The sequence below is a fragment of the Stenotrophomonas sp. FR024 genome (assembly GCF_047500745.2).
Lineage (GTDB): Bacteria > Pseudomonadota > Gammaproteobacteria > Xanthomonadales > Xanthomonadaceae > Stenotrophomonas > Stenotrophomonas maltophilia_A.
The window spans coordinates 70,983-90,278 of the sequence record NZ_JAXAXM020000011.1 but is presented as its reverse complement, the minus strand read 5'-3'; the positions used below and the strand labels follow the sequence as shown (position 1 = coordinate 90,278).

The window sequence follows — 19,296 nt, the reverse complement described above, 5'->3', positions numbered from 1 at the left end:
GGGCGTACAGACGCGCCCGGCCATCCTTTCCTGTTACGGCTGGTGTTTCATGCACGCACGTCCCGTCGTTCCCGGCTTGCCGGCGCTGGTGTTGGCTGCCCTGATCGGCACCATGGCGATGATGTCCTTCGTCGCCGTGATCGGCCCGGTGGTCCGCATGCTCGGCTTGTCCGAGTGGCATGCCGGCCTCTCGGTCACCGCCGCCGGTGTGTTGTGGATGCTGGCCGCGCGCCCGTGGGGCCAGCTCAGCGACCGCATCGGCCGCAAGCGCGTGCTGATGCTGGCGATGAGTGCCTACACCGTGGTCTACATCGCGCTGGCGGTGTTCATCGACGTGGCCCTGCAGGCGGTGCCGCCTGTGTTGGTATCGGTGCTGGTGCTGGTCGGCGCGCGTGGCCTGATCGGCCTGTTCTACGCCGCGGTCCCTCCTACCGCTGCCGCGCTGATCGCCGACAAGGCACCGACCGGGCAGCGTGCGAAATTCCTCGCCCGGCTGGGCAGCGCCAACGCACTGGGCATGGTGCTTGGCCCGGCCGCCGCTGGCTGGCTGGCCTATACGAATCTGTCGCTGGCGCTGTATGTGGCCGCATTGTTGCCGCTGCTTGCGCTGGCATTGCTGGCGTGGCGGTTGCCGGCCACACCGCCGGTGGAGAGCGCTGCTGCGCAACGCCGCCAGCCGATGAGCCGTCTCGATCCACGCCTGCGCCTGCCACAGCTGGCGGCGTTCATCGCCATGGTCTCGGTGACCATCGCGCAGGTGACGGTCGGCTTCTTCGCAATCGACCGCCTCGGCCTGGATGCAGCGGCGGGCGCGCGCATGGCCGGCATTGCACTCACAGCGGTTGGCGTCGGCCTGATCCTGGCGCAGGCGCTGGTGATGAAGCTGGAGGTACATCCACGCCGCTGGATCGTCCTCGGCGCGCTCATTTCCGGCATCGGCTTCGCTTCGGTGGCGGGCGTGCAGCAGGCCTGGCAGTTGCCGGCGGCGTACGCGCTGGCCGCGTTCGGCATGGGCTTCGTATTCCCTTCGTTCCAGGCGCTGGCCGCCGATGCGGTGGAGGCGCACGAGCAGGGCGCCGCGGCCGGCACGGTGGCGGCCGCGCAGGGGCTGGGCATGGTGGCCGGGCCGATGCTCGGCACGCTGTTGTATCGCGGCGGGCCAAGCCTGCCTTACCTGCTGGTCGGCGCGCTGCTGCTGTTGCTGTGCGCGCTGGCCGCAGCGCATCGGATGAAGGAGACCCCATGAACGATTCCCTGATGCAGGGCGCGTGGCCGGAGGCTGCGCCAGCGCCGCAGGAGAACACCGACGACGCGTCGCTGTTCCTGCTGCAGCATGCGGGCCAGCACGTGCACGCACGCGGGTGCCGCGCCGCGCTGCCGGTCGGTGCACTGGCGACGCTGGCAGAGCGCGTTTCGGAGTTCTTTGCCCAGCAGCGCGGTGGTCCGGGCCTGTTGGTTGGCGCGGTGCCGTTCGAACCGCGTGCGGACGATGCGTTGTACCAGCCCGAGCGCCTGCTGCCTGCGCTGGCATTGCAACCGCAGTCCGCACCGCCGCTGGACGGCGCCCTGCGGGCCGAGCCTGTGCCACAGGACTATGCGTCAGCGGTTGCCGCGGCGGTGCAGGTCCTGCGTGCGCCCGAGCAGAACCTGCACAAGGTGGTGCTGGCGCGCAGCCTGTTGGCACGCACCCGCCAGGCGCTGTCGCCGGACGTGCTGCTGGCACGCCTGGGCGCGGATCCGTCCGTGGCGACCTACGCGGTGCCGTTGCCGGTGGAGCTGGGCCAGGCGCCGGCGTGGCTGGTGGGGGCAACCCCGGAACTGCTGCTGCGCAAGCGCGGTGCCGAACTGCTGTCGCATCCACTCGCCGGTTCAGCACGCCGCAGCGCCGATGCTGCCGAGGACGAGCGTGCCGCGCAGGCGCTGCTGGCCTCGACCAAGGACCATGACGAGCATCGCCATGTGGTGGACGCCATCGTCGAGGGCCTGGCACCGTACTGCAGCCACATCGATGCACAGCCTCGGCCGGTGCTGCATGCCACCGCCAGCATGTGGCACCTGGGCACCCGCATCCATGCCACCCTGAAGGATCCGCAGACGTCTGCCGCCGAACTGCTGGCACAGCTGCACCCCACGCCGGCGGTCTGCGGTACGCCGCGGCTGGCGGCACTGCAGCGCATCCGCGAACTGGAACCGGTGCCGCGCGGCTTCTACGCCGGCGCCGTGGGCTGGCTGGATGCGCAGGGTGACGGCGACTGGTACGTGGCGATCCGCTGCGCACGCCTGCAGGGCACGCAGCTGCGCCTGTATGCCGGTGCCGGCATCGTCGCCGAATCGGAACCCGAGGCCGAGGTGGCCGAAACCGCGGCGAAGTTCGCTGCCCTGTTGAACGCGCTGGGTGTCCATGAATCCGCGCCCGCCATCGAGCCTGCCGCATGACTACCTCCATTGATTCCTCCCGCCTGCCACTGAAGCAGGTATGGCCCGATACGCTGGCGGCGCGCTATCGCGAGGCCGGTCACTGGCGCGGCGAGACCTTCCCGGCGTTCCTGCGCGAGCGCGCGGAACGCTATGCGGATGACATCGCGGTGGTCGCCGGTGACGTCCGCCTGAGCTACGCGCAGCTTTGGCACGAAGCCGGTCGCATCGGTGCCGGCCTGCTGGCACTCGGCCTGCAGCCCGGTGAGCGGGTGCTGGTGCAGCTGGGCAACACCGCAGGCTTCATCACCACGGTCTGTGGTCTGTTCCGTGCGGGTCTGGTGCCGGTATACGCGTTGCCGGCGCATCGCATCACCGAACTGGTGCACTTCGCCAACAAGGCCGAGGCCAGTGCCTACATCACTGCCGACCTGCACGATGGCTTTGATCATCGCGGGCTGGCGCGGGCGCTGCAGGCCGAGGTGCCGGCGCTGCGCCACGTGGTCATCGATGGCGATGCGGCGGAGTTCACCGCGCTGCAGGCGCTGCAGGGCGATCGCAGCGAGCTGCCGGCCGACCCGGACCCGCAGTCGGTGGCGTTCCTGCAGATCTCCGGTGGCAGTACCGGGTTGTCCAAGCTGATTCCGCGTACCCACGACGACTACATCTATTCGTTCCGCGCCAGCAATGACCTCTGCGGCATCGACCGCGACAGCGTCTACCTGGTCGCGCTGCCGGCCGCGCACAACTTCCCGATGAGTTCGCCCGGCTTCTTCGGTGCGCTGTATGCCGGCGCCCGCGTGGTGCTCAGCCCCGGTCCCGGCCCGGATGCGGCCTTCCCGCTGATCGCCCGCGAACAGGTGACCTGCTGCGGACTGGTGCCGCCGCTGGCGCTGCTGTGGGCGCAGGCGGCGGCTACGAGCAAGCACGACCTGTCCAGCCTGCAGGTACTGCAGGTGGGCGGCGCCAAGCTGGTACCGGAAGCCGCACGGCGAGTGATCGACGGCCTGGGCTGCACCCTGCAGCAGGTGTTCGGCATGGCCGAAGGCCTGGTCAACTACACCCGGCTGGATGATCCGGAGGAACTGATCGTGGCCTGCCAGGGCCGGCCGATCAGCCCGGACGACGAAGTGCGCGTGGTCGATGACCACGACCAGCCGGTGGCTGAGGGCGAAGTGGGCCATCTGCTGACCCGCGGCCCGTACACCATCCGTGGTTACCACAACGATGCGGTGGCCAACGCGCGCTCGTTCACCGACGATGGGTTCTACCGCACCGGCGACCGCGTGCAGCAGTTGCCCGGCGGCTATCTGGTGGTGCAGGGCCGCGCCGGTGACCACATCAACCGCGCGGGCGAGAAGATCTCCGCCGAGGAGATTGAAGATCACCTGCTGGCCCACCCCGGCGTGTTCGACGCCGCCGTGGTCTCCATTCCCGACGAGTATCTCGGTGAGCGCAGCTGCGCGTTCGTGATCCAGCAGGGGGAGCCGATCAAGGCGCCGGCACTGAAAGCCTGGATGCGTACGCGCGGCCTGGCCGCCTTCAAGGTGCCGGATCAGGTCGTGTTCGTCGACAGTTTCGATACCACCGCGGTCGGCAAGATCAGCCGCCGCGAACTGCGCGCGCAGCTGCGCGCGCGTCATCTGCAACAGACAGGAGGAACGCGCTGATGGCGCTGCCCCGCATCACCAACTATTCCTTGCCGACCGCTGCCGAACTGCCGCAGGCGCGCGGGCCCTGGCGCCCGCAACGCGATCGTGTCGCGCTGCTGGTACACGACATGCAGCGCTACTTCCTGGCCGCGTTCGATGCCGGAAACGCGCCGCTGCGGCCGGCGGTGGACAACATCGCGCGCCTGCTGGCGCATTGCCGCGCACATGGCATTCCGGTCTTCTACACCGCCCAGCATGGCGACCAGGATCGCCGTGACCGTGGCCTGCAGGCCGACCTGTGGGGCCCGGGCATGCGCCGCAGTGCCGATCATGAGCCGATCATCGAGGCGCTGGCACCGCAGCCGGGTGAGCATGTGCTGGTGAAGCACCGCTACAGCGCGTTCCAGCGCAGTAACCTGGAGACGCTGATGCGGGTGCGCGGCCGCGACCAGCTGCTGGTCACCGGCGTGTACGCGCATATCGGCTGCACCGCGACCGTGGTGGAGGCGTTCCAGCGTGATATCGAGGCCTTCATCGCAGCCGATGCGGTGGCGGACTTCTCGCGTGCCGATCACGATCAGGCGCTGCACTGGATCGCACGCACCTGTGGCGTGCCGATGACCACCGATCAGTTGCTGGAGGTGCTGTGATGGCTGCCACGGGTGATGCGCTGGATCTGGAGCGGATGCGTGCCGACGTTGCGCGCGTGCTGGAGTGCACGCCGGCCGAGATCGGTGACGACGACAATCTGATCGACCTGGACCTGGACTCGATGCGCATGCTCGGCCTGGTCCTGGCCTGGGGCAACACCGGGTTGCCGCTGGAGTTCTCGCAGTTGGCCGAACACACCACGCTGCGCCAGTGGTGGGGTGTGGTGCAGAAGCTGCAGGCCGCGCAGAACGCATGAACGTCGCTGTGCTGGCCACGCCGGTGGCACTGACCGAGGCCCAGGCCGGACTGTGGTTCGCGCAGCGGCTGGCACCGGACAATCCGTCATTCAATACCGCACATGCGGTGTGGATCGACGGTCCGCTGGACGTGGCCGCGTTCATGGCGGCTGCCAACCGGGCGGCGGTTGAAGCCGAGGCCTTCGCGCTGCGCTTTGCCGAGGGGGCCGACGGCCAGCCGCTGCAGTGGCATGACCCGGCACATGTGCCGCTGCTGTCGGTGCGCGATCTATCCGTCGAGGCCGATCCGGCATCGGCAGCGCGTGCCCTGATGCAGGCCGACCGGCTCAGTGCGGTCGATCCGACCCGCGACCGCATAAGCCAGCAGGTGTTGTTCGATCTGGGAGGGCAGCGCTGGGTCTGGTATCTGCGTGTGCATCACCTTGCAGCCGATGGCTACGGCATGGCGCTGTTCACTGATCGCGTGTGCGCGTTGTATGCCGGTCGTATCGGTGAGTCACTGCCGGGGCTGGCGGGCGTGCTGGCTGATGATGCCGCCTACCGTGCCGATCCGCGCCGTACGCAGGCCGGCCACTGGTGGCGCGAGTACATGCAGGGCGCACCGGCAGGCGTAGGCCTGGCGGGTACCGTGGCGGCCAGCGACGATGCGCTGCGCTGGGTGCAGCCGCTGGATGCGGGGTTCCGGGAGCAGCTGCTGCAGGCATCGGTGCGCTGGTTGCAGCCGTGGCCGGATGTACTGGCCGCGCTCGCCGCCGAGTATCTGCGACGGATGAGCGCTGCCGATGAAGTGGTGCTGGGCGTGCCTTACATGGGGCGGCTTGGCAACGCGTCGGCGCGGGTGCCGGCGATGGTGATGAACGTGCTGCCGCTGCGCGTGGCGGCCGGCGAGGGCAGCGTCGAGGCCTTTACCCGCGGCCTGGGCCGGCAGCTCAGCCAGGGCCGCAAGCACGGCCGCTACCGCGGTGAGCAGTTGCGCCGGGACCTGGGCCTGGTCGGCGCGCAGCAGCGCCTGCACGGTCCGCTGGTGAATGTGCAGCCGTTCTACAAGCCACTGGCACTGAGCGGCGTGCGGGCGACGCTGGAGGTGCTGTGCACCGGTCCGGTGGATGATCTGACGCTGGGCTTCCGTGGCGATGGCCAGCACCTGCTGGACCTTGAGATCGAAGCCAATCCCGCGTTGTACAGTCGGGACGATGTGGAGGCGCACGCGACCCGGTTGCTGCATTTCGTGTCGGCGGCGCTGGAGGCCGGAGACATCGCGGCGGTGCCGCTGGCCACCGTCGCGGAAGCGCAGCAGGTGGTGCATGGTTTCAATGCCACCGCGCATGCGCTGCCACAGACTACGTTGGTTGAACTGCTGCAGCAGGGCATGGACCGTGATCCGCACGCGCCTGCGCTGGTGTTCGGCGACACTACGCTGGACTACGCAACGCTGGAAGCGCGGAGTTTCGCGCTGGCGGCACAACTGCGGGCGATGGCGGTCGGTCCGGGCAGTGTGGTGGCGGTGGCGTTGCCGCGCTCGCTGGAACTGGTAATCGCGCTGGTGGCGGTGCTGCGTGCGGGTGCCGCCTACCTGCCGCTGGACCTTGCGCATCCCGATGAGCGCCTCGCGCGTATTCTCGCCTCGGCGCAGCCGGCGTGCGTACTGGCTGCGGCAGAGGTATCGGCGCGCATGGACGGCGTGCCGGTGCTTGCCCCCGACCAATGGACCGCGCTGAGTTTCGCAGCACCGTGGGCCGATCCGGCGCCCAGCGATGCAGCCTATGTGATCTATACCTCCGGTTCGACCGGCGAGCCGAAGGGCGTCGTCATCGAGCACCGCGCCATCGTCAACCGCCTGCTGTGGATGCGCGAGCACTACGGCATCCGTTCCGATGACCGTGTTCTGCAGAAGACCCCGGCCACGTTCGATGTTTCGGTCTGGGAATTCTTCCTGCCGCTGCTGTGCGGCGCGACGCTGGTGGTGGCGGGCCCGGACGCGCATCGCGATCCGACCGAGCTGGCACGGCTTGTGCGTGCCCACGACATCACCACCGCACATTTCGTGCCGTCGATGCTCGATGCCTTCCTCGCCGCACCGGCCTCGGCAGGGCTGCAGCTGCGCCGGGTATTCACCAGTGGCGAGGCGCTGGACGCATCGCTGCGCGATCGTTTCCATGGGCGCGTGCAGGCCGAACTGCACAACCTGTATGGCCCGACCGAAGCGGCAGTGGACGTCAGCTACTGGCCGGCTTCGGCCGATGACCGCTCACGGCCGGTACCGATCGGGTTCCCGGTCTGGAATACCCGCCTGTACGTGTTGGACGCGCGGATGCAGCCGCTGCCGGTGGGTGTGCCGGGCGACCTGTATCTGGGTGGCGTGCAGCTGGCGCGTGGCTACCTCGGCCGCGATGATTTGACCGCCGAGCGCTTCCTGGCCGATCCCTTCCTGCCAGGGGAGCGCATCTACCGCACCGGCGACGTGGCGCGCTGGCGCAGCGACGGCGCAGTCGAATACCTGGGCCGCAGCGACCATCAGGTAAAGCTGCGCGGCCTGCGCATCGAGCTCGGTGAAATTGAAGCGGCATTGCGCGAGCTGCCGGGCATGGATCGGGTGGAGGTGCTGCTGCGCCAGGACGCTCCCGGTGACGCCAGGCTGGTGGCCTACGTGCCTTCGGCACTTGCCGATGCGGCGACGCTGCGCAGCCATCTGGCCACGCGGGTGCCGGACTACATGGTGCCGTCGGCCTTTGTCGGCGTGGAGTACTGGCCGGTGACCGCCAACGGCAAGCTGGACCGCAACGCGCTGCCGAAACCACCGCAGCAGGAAGCGGGTGGACTGTTGCCGCGCACGCCGCTGGAACAGGAACTGGCCGCGCTGTTCGCACAGGCGCTGGGCCGCGAGACACCGGTGGCGGTGGATGCGGACTTCTTCAGCCTCGGCGGCGACTCGCTCTCGGCGGTGCACCTGCTGCTGGCCATCGAAAAACGCTGGCGCTGTGACCTCGGCCTCGGTGCCCTGTTCGCGCAGCCGACCGTGGCCGCATTGGCGACGCGCATTGCCGAACCGCCGGCGCTGGCCGACCACGCATTGGGGCCGGTGATCTCGCTGGCTGCGACTGACGCTGATGGGCCCATTCCGTTGTTCGTGCTGCACCCGGCCGGTGGCATCGCCTGGAACTACCGGACGCTGGCGCGCGCCCTGCAGCCGGCACGCCCGGTATATGGCCTGCAGTCGCCCGCGCTGGATCCGAAGCAGCCGTTGCCGTCCAGCATCGAAGCCATGGCCAATGACTATGTGCAGCGGGTGGTCACGCTGCAACCGAAGGGACCGGTGCATCTGCTGGGCTGGTCGGTGGGCGGCATCCTCGCCCAGGCGATGGCGGTGCGTCTTCATGAAATCGGGCGTGAAGTCGGTGAACTGGTGCTGCTCGACGCCTACCCCAGCGAATGCTGGCGGGCTGAGCCGGAACCCGATGCCATCGCCGCATTGCGTGCGCTGCTGGCGATTGCCGGCCATGACCCGGAGGCGCATCCGGAGCTGGACAGCCGTGAACGCATTCTTGGTTTCCTGCGCCGTGGCGGTAGTGCGCTCGGTAGCCTGCCGGATGTAGTGCTCGATGGCGTGGTGCGTGCGGTGACCGGCACCAATCGCTTGATCCGCGAACACATCCACCAACCGTTCGACGGCACGCTGGTGCACGTGCGCGCTGGTCGGGATCATCAGACGCGGCCGCAGCTGCAGTCGGCGTTGTGGCGCACGCACGCGCGCAAGGTGCAGGCGCTGGAGCTGCCGTTCCTGCACGCCGAGCTGACCGGCCGCGATGCGGTGGCGCAGCTGGCACCGTGGTTGTCGGCGCGCCTGCGCCACTGGGATGAGCAACAGGAGATCGCAACATGCAGTTGACCGGCTTTGAAGGTCGCGTGGCACTGGTGACCGGCGCCGCCGGCGGCATCGGCGAGGCCCTGGTACGGCTGTTGGCCGAGGCCGGCTGCACGGTGGTGGCAACCGACCGCGAGGCGCCCGTGGTAATGGATGCACGTGTACAGGCATTTGCGCTCGATGTGACCGACAGCGTAGCGGTGGACGCACTGGTGGATCGTGTGGAAGCCAGCATTGGGCCGATCGGTCTCGCCGCAAGCGTGGCCGGGGTCCTGCACGTGGGCGAGGTGACCGGGACTACCGATGCCGATTGGCGCCGGGTGTTCGCAGTCAATGCCGATGGTGTGTTCCATGTTGGCCGTGCGCTGGCGCGGGTGATGTCACCGCGAGGCCAGGGCGCGATCGTCACCGTCAGTTCGAATGCCGCCGGCGTGCCGCGGCACGGCATGGCCGCCTACGCCGCGTCCAAGGCTGCCGCCACGATGTTCACCCGCTGCCTCGGGCTGGAGCTGGCGCCGCTGGGCATCCGCTGCAACATCGTCGCCCCGGGTTCAACGCTGACCCCGATGCAGACCGGCATGTGGCAGGACGAGCACGGTGCCGAGCGGGTGATTGCCGGCAACCTGGAGACGTACAAGGCCGGCATTCCGTTGCGCAAGCTGGCCACCCCGGAGGACATCGCGCACTCGGTGATGTTCCTGCTCTCCGAGCAGGCCGGGCACGTGGCGATGAGCGACCTGTACGTCGACGGCGGCGCCACCCTGCGCGGGTGAGTCCTGCATATTCCGACCACCTGCCGGCAACCCATGGCCCCCGGTAGTGCCGGCCGCTGGCCGGCAACCCATGGTCCCCGGTAGTGCCGGCCGCTGGCCGGCAACCCATAGTCTCCGGTAGTGCCGGCCGCTGGCCGGCAGCCCATAGTCTCCGGTAGTGCCGGCCGCTGGCCGGCAACCTCATTCAACTTCAGACATCTCCGAACTTCCATCGAGGCATGGCCTGACGTTCAACGCGCAATGATCGCTCCACCATGGGGCATGAGCAGCCATCGCCTCCGCCTGGGCCGTCACTCGATCATCGGCCAGGTCTACGTTCTGACAACGACCACACATCAGCGCCGCCGGCTCTTTGAAAGCGAAGCTGCAGTGGCATGTGTAATCGACCAGCTTCATTACATCGAACAGCGCGGGCTCGTACAGTCACTCGCATGGGTCGTCATGCCGGATCACGTCCACTGGATGTTCGAGCTGCGTGCAGCTCACCTTTCAGGCATTGCGCGCCGAATGAAGTCGTCGAGCGCGCTTGCCCTGAATCGCCTGGCGGGTCGTCGAAGTACGGTGTGGCAGCCTGGCTACTTCGACCACGCCGTGAGGGCCGAGGAGTCGCTGGCGCGGCAGGCGCTGTACATCCTGGGGAATCCGGTACGCGCCGGTCTTGCCCGTCAGGTTGGCGAGTATCCGCATGCGTGGTCGATATGGGCGTGATGCCGGCCAGCGGCCGGCACTACCGGTTGCGGTGAGGGCTGAGCAGGCGCTGTACATCCTGGGAATCCGGTACGCGTCGGTGTTGCTGGGCAGATTGGCAATTATCCGTATGCGTGGTCGGTCTGGTCGTGATGCCGGCCAGCGGCCGGCACTACCAGGGGTTCGAACATGGCGGTTGCCGGCCCGGGGCCGGCAATACCCGTTGCAGTCAGGGTAGCGTGAAGCGGTAAACCAGCACGCGGTTGTCGTTGTCGTACGCGCTGTCGCAGGATTGGCCCTGCATGCGGCAGTGGCGGGCGATGAAGTCGTTGTCGTTGCCGATCAGCAACAGCACGTCGTTCGGATGCTGCGGGTCCAGCGCTGGCAGTACGTCCATGGCTTCCCACTTTTCCGAGAGCAGCCCGGCATGCGGGCCGCGCTTGGTGTTCAGGTCAAGGCCGGCACGCGCCAGCTGCGGGCGGTCGAGCAGGTTCAGCAGTTCGTCGCTGCGTGCGGGCACGATGCCGTCCTTCAACACGGTGCCCGCCGGGTCGGCCAGCACCGAGGCCGTACCGGACTCATAGTTGCTTCCTGCCAGGTTGCTGGCATCGGCCACATCCACCAGCAGCACCGACTTGTAGACGATCGGGTCATCGCCGTCCTTGCCCAGACCGTTGCCATCGCGGGCCAGCAGCAGGAAGCGGTGGGCATCCAGTGCACGCAGCTCGCTCTGCGCGGCGGTGCGGTCCAGCTTGCCCTTGCCGTCGTGCGCGTAGGCGGGCAGGGCCATCACGTAATGGCCGATCGGCTGCTGTGGCGTTGGCGAGGCCGTCACGTCGTAGACCAGCACGCGGGTGTTGATGCGTCCGGCCGCATTGCCCTGCGCGCTGTCCTGCAGCGTCGCGCTTTGCAGGGCCACGAACAGGCGGCTGCCGTCGGGTGACAGGCCCATGCCTTCCACGCCTTGGTTGTTGCGGCGGCCGGTCTGCGGTGGCGCCAGTGAACCGAACGCTGGCTTGCCATCTCGCTGCGGACGGATCGCCGGCGGCGCCACGATCACGCCCTGCAGCTGGCCCTGTGCATCGAAGTAGTAGACGTTGGCGGTGTACTCGTCGCCGATGTAGAAATGACCATCGGCGGTGAACTGCAGCGACTCCGCATCCAGCGAGACCTTGCCTGCGCCTGCGCCTGCGCCGCTGGCCGGCGAGGGCAGCACCACCTCGCGCTGGGTGATCGTGTGCTCACCCGGGTCGGCACCGGTGAACGGCTGCCCCTTGAAATCCTTAAGTACCACGCCCTTGTCGGGCACCATGCTCAGCGTGCCAAGCGCAGGCTTGCCCGGGGTAACGTCGATGCGCAGCTGCATGCGCTCCACGCGACCGGCGTAGTCGTAGAACAGGCCGGCCTCGGGATCATTACGACCGCGGTCGGGCAGGGTCCAGAGCACGCCTTCGTAGCCGCTGGCGGTGCGCTTCCAGGTGCCGGGCTGCACCGCCAGCGACGAAAACGAGCCCAGCGTATCGCCGAGGAAGTCCACCGTGCCCGCGGGCAATCGCCCGGCGGCGACCAGGCCCTTGTCCACATAGGTACGACCGCCCAGCTGCAGGGTGCGCGGTGGTGCACCCGTTGCCTCATGCGGAGCGGAGTATCCGCTGGCGGAGAGGGTGGCCAGCAGCAGGGCGGTCGCGAGCATCGGTGGACTCCGGGTGGTCGATCAGAAGCGAAGGTCGATCGTACCGAACACCTGGCGCGGTGCCGAGGCATGGAACACGTACAGCTTGCCGGCCGGGTCGCTGGGCGCGAACACGCTCGAATCCAGGTTGCTGGCGTAGCGCTTGTTGGTCAGGTTGGTCACGTTGAACGACAGGCGCATGCCCTTGGCGAAGCCGACCTGGCCGAAGTCATAGCCACCGGCCAGGTCGAACACGGTGAAGCTGCCGAAGCCCTGGTCGTTGGTGTAGGTGTAGAAGCGCTCGCCGGTGTACTTGCCACGCAGGCTGGCGAACCAGCCGTTGTCACGCCAGGTGATCTCGGTGGCCAGCAGCTGCTTGGGCGTATCGGTCTGGATCTTGCCCTTGATCTGCTGCTCGACACCGGCCTGCACGTAGTTGGAGGCGTAGGTCGAACGGTTCAGCGAGGCCGAGGTGTACCAGCTGAAGTGCTCGTTCGGGGTCCACAGCACGGTCAGCTCGGCACCGCGGCTGTCGACGCCGCCGACGTTGTAGAAGCGGTTGCCGCAGGTCGGGCCGACCGGCTGCCGCGAATCGCAGGGGTTGTACTGCAGCAGGCGGTTGTCGAAGCGCACGCTGTAGGCCGCGATCGAGGCCTGCAGGGTATCGGTGACGAAGCGGTAGCCGGCTTCGACTGAGCGTGACTCCTCCGGTTTCAGGTTGCCCTGTGCGTTCCAGGTGGCCTGGCTGACCGCCTGCGGACCGAGCTTGAAGCCGCCCTGGAACATGGCGATGTTCTCGGCATAGCTGGCGAAAATCTCGTGGTGCTCGGCCAAGCGGAAGTTGGCGCCGATGCTGGGCAGGAAGTTCTTGCTGGCCTTTAGCGAGCCGGTGGCGAACTGGTTGTTGGAGGTCGGCGAGATTGGCGTCTTCGCGTCGCCCGGCAGTGCCTGTGCGTCGGAAGTGGCGTGCGGGCTCTTGGCGCCAAATTCCAGGGTCAGGCGGTCATCGAGCAGGCGCCAGGTGTCCTTCAGGAAGAACTGATGGGTCTTCCAGCGGGTGCGCTGGGCGAACACGCCCACATCGGAGGGCAGGGTGTTCATGCCGCTCAGGTCACGCGGGCCGTCCACGGCGGTCTGGTAGCGCTCGGCGCTGCTGGTGTTGCGCTCATACCAGACGCCGCCTTCGATGCGGTGCGCGCCCAGTTCCCAGTCGAAGGACAGCGTGCCGCCGTCGCGGTCGATGGTATAGATGGTGTTGCGGAAGATGATCGGAATCTCCTGCGCGGTGCCCTTGTTCGACCACGCGCCGCTGTTCCAGTTGTGGCCTTCGCCACGGTCATCGTGGTGGTAGGTCAGGGCGCGCAGGTTGAAGCCATCGGCCAGGAAGAAGTCGCCGGCCAGGTAGTACAGGTTATCGTCGCGCAGGATCTGCCCGGCGGTGAAGGCACCATCGGCATCCTTGTCCGGGCCGCTGCTGTCGCACTTCTTCGCGTTGAAGCTGGCGGTGTTGCAGTAGGCCTTGGCCACGGCCTTGTTCCAGTCCGGCGCGTAGCCGCCCCAGTCCCAGCCCAGGCCGCGCGACATCTCGTCCTTGGACAGGTAGAAGTAGTCCGCCTGGGTGGTGCGTGAGGTATCGACGAAACCGGTGATCTGGCCGCGGCCAAAGTTCCACACGCCCTTGGCATTGAACTGCTTGGTGGTGGATTTGTTGTAGGCGGTCTGGTCGTTCCACAGATCGGAGACGGCATTCATGCCGGAAACATAGCCGGAGAAGCCGTTGTACTCGCCGCTGTCCACGCGCACGAAGGTGCGGCGGTTGGCATCGCTGCCGAAGGTCTGCACCACGCGGCCGCCGAGTTCCTGGGCCGGGCGGTCGGAGGTATAGGAAATCGTGCCGCCGAGGTTGCTGGTGGACGGCGTGCCGAGGCTGCCGATGCCCACCGCCAGTTCCGCGCCGGCCATGTTCTCGCTGATCAGCGCACGGTTGATGGTCAGGCCGTTGTAGTTGTTGTACGCGCCATCGCCCAGCGGCACGCCGTCGAGCGTGTAACCGAGACGGGTGGAGTTGAAGCCGCGCAGGCTGAGGGTCATCGACTGCTCGTTGGTGCCCAGCGCATCGGCCGACTGCGCGTTGACGCCAGGCAGTAGATTGAGCGTCTTCTGCAGGCTGGTGCCCGGCGGCAGGATGTCGAGGTTCTCGCGGGTGATGCGCTGCACCTGGCGCGCTTCACCGCTGCCGATCACCGAGACCGCATCGAGATCGGTGGCGGAGGTGCCAGTGGAGGTCGGGGCAGCATCCTGCGCCCAGGCCGCGGGAGCGAGCGCGATCGACAGCGCAGCGGCCAACAAAGTCTTCGTCATGTTACGGACACTCAGGCAGGCACAAGCCACCGCACGGGCGCGGAGCTCATGGAGTTCAAAAGGGGAGACAACCGATGCGACCGGTGACGCTGCAGGCGCCGTGGATCAACGTGAAAATGGTGCGCTAGACAGATGACTGTCTGGTGACACTGTCATTTGTGCTGGCAACTGGCCCGCGGCGCGGCGTCTCGTTGCACTCCAAACGGCCGGTTTACTGCATTGGTAGATGCCAACCTTGGTTGGCATGCGCAGCGTTGAATGGATGCTGCGCCACTCAGTTGTAAGAGTTTCGGCCCAGGTTGCCGTCAACAGCGTTGTTCTATCAAATCGAGTATGTGGGACAGAAGTCTGTCGAAGGAGGCAAACTCTTCATAGACGTTATCGAACGCCACTTTGTCGCGGACTTGGTCCAGGCCGGTTCCAGAGTCGAAGACATAGCAGTCCATATCACTCTCTCCGAGCTCTATATAGCCGTCCATGAATCCCTGGTCGCGTGCAAGGAGATTCATTTCCACCAACGCAAGGGCTGAGCCGCCATCGGAATAGGGGCGTGGAATGCTCGAGTAAAGGAATGCTCCCTCTGCTGCCAGACCGTCGTGGCTTGAAAGGAAGTCCAGATAGGACTCCGGCAGGGCGATGCCAAGCGTAGAAAGCGCCAAGCTCTGGAGGGCTTCGATGCAGGAACGTCCAAGTGAAGGGCCAAGGTACATCTCGGCTTTGCTGAGAGCCGCGCGGAGCTTGAGAAGTCTGGCTTCTATTGAAGGCTGCATCTGCTGAGGTTGGAGCTCACGGGCGAGGGTATCAGGCAGACATTGGCGAGATTCATCACCCGACGTCAATTCAAGGCGTTCCAGACAGGTCAAGCCAGTCAATCAATGACGCGATTGGCAATCGGCGTCGATTGGGCAGCAGCGCGGCTGGGAATCGAAAAGCGCCAACCAAGGTTGGCGTCTACCAGAAGCGTGGATCAGGATTCTCGTATCCAGGAGCGCCGAACGGGGGCGGCGTCAATGCGCGATCAACCCGCGTTGCGCGGCTTGCGCGTGCGCTTTGGCTTCGCGGTATCGCCGCCGCTGGCGGCGCCATCCTGCAGCGCCTGCAGCCAGGACAGGGTGTCCACGTAGTCGATGAAGTGGCGCAGGTAACCGGGGCTGGTCGACTGCATCGTGTCGAGCATGCGCTGCACCAGCACCGCCGAGTTCAACGGGCCGCCATCGGCCGGAGCCTCGGTGCGCAGCGAGCGGCGCACCTGCAGTTCGCTGCGCAGTTCCGACCACTCGCGCTGCACCTGCTGCAGCATCGGTACCTGCGGGTAATGCGGCAGCGAACGCGATCCCGCATCGAGATCGCGCACCAGTGCGCGCAGGCCCTCCAGTGCGGGCGGCTTACTTGGCATCCGCGGCCTTGGGCTTGGGAATCGGCGCGATTTCCACGCGACGATTGCGCGCGCGGCCGTCTTCGCTGGCATTGGAGCTGACCGGCTGCTCGCTGCCGAACGCGGCGGCGAATACCGCGTCAGCCGGTACGCCATCGGCAATCAACGTGCGGGTCACGGTCAGCGAACGCTGCGCGGACAGCTCCCAGTTGTCGGCGAAACGCCGGTTGCCTTCGCGCACCGGTGCGTCATCGGTGAAGCCGCTGACCATCAGGATTTCTTCGCGCGTCCCCAGATAGGCGGCCAGCGGTGCGGCCAGGCTGCGCAGCAGCTCCTGGCCTTCCGGCTGCAGCTGGTCCGAGTTCAGCGCGAACAGCACGCTGCCGCTGATGCCGATGCGTCCATCGACCAGGGTCACGCGACCGGCGGCCAGCGGGCCCGCCAGCGCCTGTTCCAAGGTCTGCAGGCGCTTGGCTTCGGCCTGGCGCTGCTTCACTTCCTGGTCCAGTCGCTGCGACAGCTCCAGCTGCACGGCAACCACACCGACCAGTATCAGCACGAACGCGCCCAGCAGCACCGACATCAGGTCGCCGAAGGCGGCCCAGATCGGGGCGTGTGAGCCGCCGTCGACCTCCAGCTCGTCGCTCATGCGCTGCCGGCCTTGCCGCGGCGCGTGGCCAGCTGCTGCAGTTCTTCCATCACCTGCTTCTGCGACAGCAGGCTGAGGTCGACCACCTCGCGTGCCTGCGCCACGTAGTAGGCCAGCTGCTCGTCGCTGCGCGCCAGCGAGGCATCCAGTGCGCCGCCGATCTGTTCCAGACGGCCGGACAGCTCGGTGGAAGCGCTGCCGAACTGCGCAACCGCGTCGCCGAAGGCGCCAGCCAGCTGGCCAACGTCGCCCGCGCTGCCGCTGAGCGCTGCGGCAATGCCATCCAGCTTGCCGGTCTCGGCGGCGATATGGTCGGTGAAGCGGTTGCCGACGCGTTCCAGCAGCTCGGCCGAACCACCGACCAGCGCGTCCACGGCGGTGCGCTGCTCGTGCGAGGCATGGTTGATCGCATCCAGCAGGGTCTGCACGGTGGCCAGCAGCCGGCCGCGCTCTTCCAGCATCGCGTTGTCGCGCACCAGGCTCTCGGAGAGCGTGCTGCGCAGCTCGTTGATGACGTCGGCGGCGGCCTTCGGCGCAGCGGCGGCGGTCTGCAGCAGGGTGGACACTTCCGCCAGCGTGGCGCTGGCCTGGGCGCGGCCGTTCTCGCCGATCTGCTGTGCGGTGGCCGCCAGCGTGTCGCAGACCTGCTGCTGCTGCGCGGCCAGGCGTTCACCGTTGGCCTGCAGGCGCTCGGCCAGATCGGCGGAAACGTGCTGCAGGGCATCGCTCCAGCGCTGCAGGCGCTGTTCGTCGCCGGCCTGCAGCTGGGCCTGCAGCGCGGCGTGGGCCTGCTGCAGTTCGGCACTGACCGCATCCCAGCGTGCCTGGCGCTGCTGCTCGCGGCTGTCCAGGCTGGCCTGCAGTTCGGCGTGCGCGGTCGCGGCGGCGGCCTGCGCGGCCTGCCACCGCTGCGAGCGCTGCTCTTCATGATTCTGCAGCAGCGCCTGGCTGGCGCTGTGATGCTGTTCCAGTGCCTGCAGCAGCGCCTGCGCACGCGCGTCCAGATGCTCGCTGGTGGCCAGCAATGCCTGCTGCTGGCGTTCGACCAGCGCGGTATTCAACGCCTGCTGCTGTTCGGCGGCGGCGCGCCAGGCCTCGGCATTGCCGCTGGCATCGGCATGCAGGCGCTCGCCGATGCGTGTCACCAGTGCTTCGGCCTGCGTGCCCTGGCCATCGCTGAAGGCCTGCAGGTGCTGACGCAGATCACTGACCAGTGCCTGCTGTGTCTGGCTCTGTTCACTCAACGCCTTGGCCCAGCTGGCCTCGGTCGCCACGCGGCTGCGCTCGAAGCCTTCGCTCAGGCCAGACAACTGCTGCTGCACCGCCTGTTCGACACGGGCATGCAGCGCCTCACCATGGTGGGCCAGTCCGGCCAGGGTGGTCTCGGCCATCGGCTGCAGCGCGCCACCGATGGCGGCGGCGCTGGCCTCGGCACCCTCGCGCAGCGACTGCTGCAGCGAGACGGCCAGGCGTTCCTGCAGCGCCTGGCTCTGGGTCAGGAACTCGGCCTGGCCGGCCAGCAGGCGCTCATTGGCGGCCGCACTGTGCTGTTCAAAAGTGCTGGTCATCGCCTGCAGGCGGTCGACCAGCGCTGGCAGCGCCGCGGACTGTGCCTGCAGCAGGCGCAGCGACTCGGCGCGTTGCCAGGCCTGCGAGTAAGGATGCAGGTCGCCGGCAATGGCGCGGTCCAGCTGCTGCACGGCCTGCAGACGGTCGCGACGCAGCAGCGCTGCCAGCAGGCCGAGCATGGCCGAGCTGGCCACACCGGCGATCGAAGTGCCGAATGCCACGGCCAGGCCTTGGACCGGCGACGCCAGCGAGCCGCGGATGGCGGCCATGTCGGTTGCGCTCTGCAGGGCCAGGCCGGTGCCACGCAGCGTGTCCATCATGCCCAGCAGGGTGCCGAGCATGCCCAGCAGCACCAGCAGGCCAACCAGGTACGGGGTCAGCACCGGCGCGGGCAGGGCGGTGCGCTCGCCTTCCACGCGCAGGCGCACGGCGTTGCGCAGGCCCATCGGCACGCGCTCCAGCCAGGGGGCAAGGCTTTCCTTCGCGCTGGAGAGATCGCTCAGCGCGCTGCGCAGGCCGTTGCTGGCCTGCCGATAGCGATGCAGCTCCACGCCACCGGCGATGTAGCAGGCCGCGATGATCGCCGCCACCGCTGCACCCAACGGATGCACCGAAACGTAGCCAATGCCGATCCAGCACACGGCCAGCAGGCCGACAAGGAAAACAACGACATGGAAAGCAGTTCTGGACATGGTGTTCCGGTCAGTGGGAGCGCAGGGCGTCTTGCAGCCCTTCGATCGGGTGGAAGCGCAGCTGCAGCTCGGCAAGCAGCAGGATGCGCATGTCATGGCGGAAGGCCGCGCGCCAGCCGGGCTGGCCGTGCACGCGTTCAAAACGGGCGCCGAGCACCGCCGGCGCAGTGGCCAGCAGGCTGTGCTCGCGCGGGGTGAGGGTCTGTTCCATCACCGCATCGACCTCGGCCAGCCGTGCCAGCTCGGGTGAAACCTGCACCAGCTGGTCGCGCAGGCGGCCGCGCAGGCGCCCGGTGGCGGTCTGGATGGCCTGCTGCAGCACCCGGTAGCGCTGGCGCAGCGAGGCGAAGTTGGGTGCGGCGGTGGCTTCGGCCAGGTCCAGCAGGCGCTCGGCCTCGGCATCCTCACTGATCGAGGCCAGCAGGCTGGCATGGGCCTGGGCGCAGTCGCCCAGCACATCCCCGGCCGCTTCGGTGGCCTCACCCGGCTCGGGCAGGCGTCCGCCGAGCGCCCCGGACAGGGCCACGGCACGGCTCCAGTCCACCCATTGGCCGAGGCGATCGGTCAGGGCGGGACTGCTGGCCGGCATCGCGCCGTCGCTGAGACGGGCGAGCAGGCGGAGGAATTCCGGTCCACCCAGGACCGGCTGCGCTGCGTTCGCCATCAAGGGGTGAGGGGCCA

Annotated in this window: 15 protein-coding genes; 8 read left to right on the top strand and 7 right to left on the bottom strand. The window is 67.8% G+C overall.

The window, feature by feature from the left end; genetic code table 11:
• Nucleotides 1–49 precede the first annotated feature (49 nt).
• The 8 genes from ACMZ91_RS13435 to ACMZ91_RS13400 all read left to right on the top strand — a co-directional run bounded on the left by ACMZ91_RS13435 (nucleotide 50) and on the right by ACMZ91_RS13400 (nucleotide 10,318).
• On the top strand, nucleotides 50–1,246 hold the full coding sequence (locus ACMZ91_RS13435) for an MFS transporter (protein WP_049401316.1): 1,197 nt from the start codon (nucleotides 50–52) through the stop codon (nucleotides 1,244–1,246).
• Nucleotides 1,243–2,436: an isochorismate synthase gene (locus tag ACMZ91_RS13430; protein ID WP_414577115.1), complete on the top strand. Its 1,194-nt coding sequence runs from the start codon at nucleotides 1,243–1,245 to the stop codon at nucleotides 2,434–2,436. Before ACMZ91_RS13435 ends, ACMZ91_RS13430 begins: the two co-directional genes overlap by 4 nt.
• A complete protein-coding gene (locus tag ACMZ91_RS13425) occupies nucleotides 2,433–4,085 on the top strand; it encodes a (2,3-dihydroxybenzoyl)adenylate synthase (protein WP_049462781.1) in 1,653 nt (550 codons plus the stop codon). The genes ACMZ91_RS13430 and ACMZ91_RS13425 overlap by 4 nt, the downstream gene beginning before the upstream one ends.
• Complete coding sequence (locus ACMZ91_RS13420) at nucleotides 4,085–4,717, top strand: isochorismatase family protein (protein WP_049462780.1); 633 nt, start codon at nucleotides 4,085–4,087, stop codon at nucleotides 4,715–4,717. Before ACMZ91_RS13425 ends, ACMZ91_RS13420 begins: the two co-directional genes overlap by 1 nt.
• Nucleotides 4,717–4,974, top strand: coding sequence for a phosphopantetheine-binding protein (locus tag ACMZ91_RS13415; RefSeq protein WP_049462779.1), 258 nt, complete (start codon nucleotides 4,717–4,719; stop codon nucleotides 4,972–4,974). The genes ACMZ91_RS13420 and ACMZ91_RS13415 overlap by 1 nt, the downstream gene beginning before the upstream one ends.
• Nucleotides 4,971–8,861, top strand: coding sequence for an enterobactin synthase subunit F (locus tag ACMZ91_RS13410; protein ID WP_100437633.1), 3,891 nt, complete (start codon nucleotides 4,971–4,973; stop codon nucleotides 8,859–8,861). The genes ACMZ91_RS13415 and ACMZ91_RS13410 overlap by 4 nt, the downstream gene beginning before the upstream one ends.
• Complete coding sequence (locus ACMZ91_RS13405) at nucleotides 8,852–9,610, top strand: 2,3-dihydro-2,3-dihydroxybenzoate dehydrogenase (protein WP_049462777.1); 759 nt, start codon at nucleotides 8,852–8,854, stop codon at nucleotides 9,608–9,610. Before ACMZ91_RS13410 ends, ACMZ91_RS13405 begins: the two co-directional genes overlap by 10 nt.
• Nucleotides 9,611–9,871: 261 nt before the next feature.
• On the top strand, nucleotides 9,872–10,318 hold the full coding sequence (locus ACMZ91_RS13400; protein ID WP_049462776.1) for an REP-associated tyrosine transposase: 447 nt from the start codon (nucleotides 9,872–9,874) through the stop codon (nucleotides 10,316–10,318).
• A 208-nt stretch (nucleotides 10,319–10,526) separates the two neighbouring features.
• On the opposite strand, the gene ACMZ91_RS13395 is transcribed toward ACMZ91_RS13400, so the two are convergent.
• The 7 genes from ACMZ91_RS13395 to ACMZ91_RS13365 all read right to left on the bottom strand — a co-directional run bounded on the left by ACMZ91_RS13395 (nucleotide 10,527) and on the right by ACMZ91_RS13365 (nucleotide 19,279).
• Nucleotides 10,527–11,990 carry an esterase-like activity of phytase family protein gene (locus ACMZ91_RS13395; RefSeq protein WP_049462775.1) on the bottom strand — a complete coding sequence of 488 codons (1,464 nt, stop codon included), beginning with the start codon at nucleotides 11,988–11,990 and terminating at the stop codon, nucleotides 10,527–10,529.
• 21 nt (nucleotides 11,991–12,011) lie between these two features.
• Nucleotides 12,012–14,330, bottom strand: a complete 2,319-nt coding sequence (locus ACMZ91_RS13390) for a TonB-dependent receptor (RefSeq protein ID WP_049462774.1) — start codon at nucleotides 14,328–14,330, stop codon at nucleotides 12,012–12,014.
• Between the two features lie 305 nt (nucleotides 14,331–14,635).
• On the bottom strand, nucleotides 14,636–15,193 hold the full coding sequence (locus ACMZ91_RS13385; protein ID WP_223224634.1) for a YrhA family protein: 558 nt from the start codon (nucleotides 15,191–15,193) through the stop codon (nucleotides 14,636–14,638).
• Nucleotides 15,194–15,348: 155 nt separating this feature from the next.
• Nucleotides 15,349–15,798, bottom strand: coding sequence for a DUF2894 domain-containing protein (locus ACMZ91_RS13380; protein ID WP_223224633.1), 450 nt, complete (start codon nucleotides 15,796–15,798; stop codon nucleotides 15,349–15,351).
• Complete coding sequence (locus ACMZ91_RS13375; protein ID WP_046986176.1) at nucleotides 15,716–16,354, bottom strand: OmpA family protein; 639 nt, start codon at nucleotides 16,352–16,354, stop codon at nucleotides 15,716–15,718. Before ACMZ91_RS13375 ends, ACMZ91_RS13380 begins: the two co-directional genes overlap by 83 nt.
• On the bottom strand, nucleotides 16,351–18,615 hold the full coding sequence (locus tag ACMZ91_RS13370) for a DUF802 domain-containing protein (RefSeq protein WP_049462771.1): 2,265 nt from the start codon (nucleotides 18,613–18,615) through the stop codon (nucleotides 16,351–16,353). Before ACMZ91_RS13370 ends, ACMZ91_RS13375 begins: the two co-directional genes overlap by 4 nt.
• Nucleotides 18,616–18,625: 10 nt before the next feature.
• Nucleotides 18,626–19,279, bottom strand: a complete 654-nt coding sequence (locus tag ACMZ91_RS13365) for a DUF3348 family protein (RefSeq protein WP_049462770.1) — start codon at nucleotides 19,277–19,279, stop codon at nucleotides 18,626–18,628.
• Nucleotides 19,280–19,296: the final 17 nt, after the last annotated feature.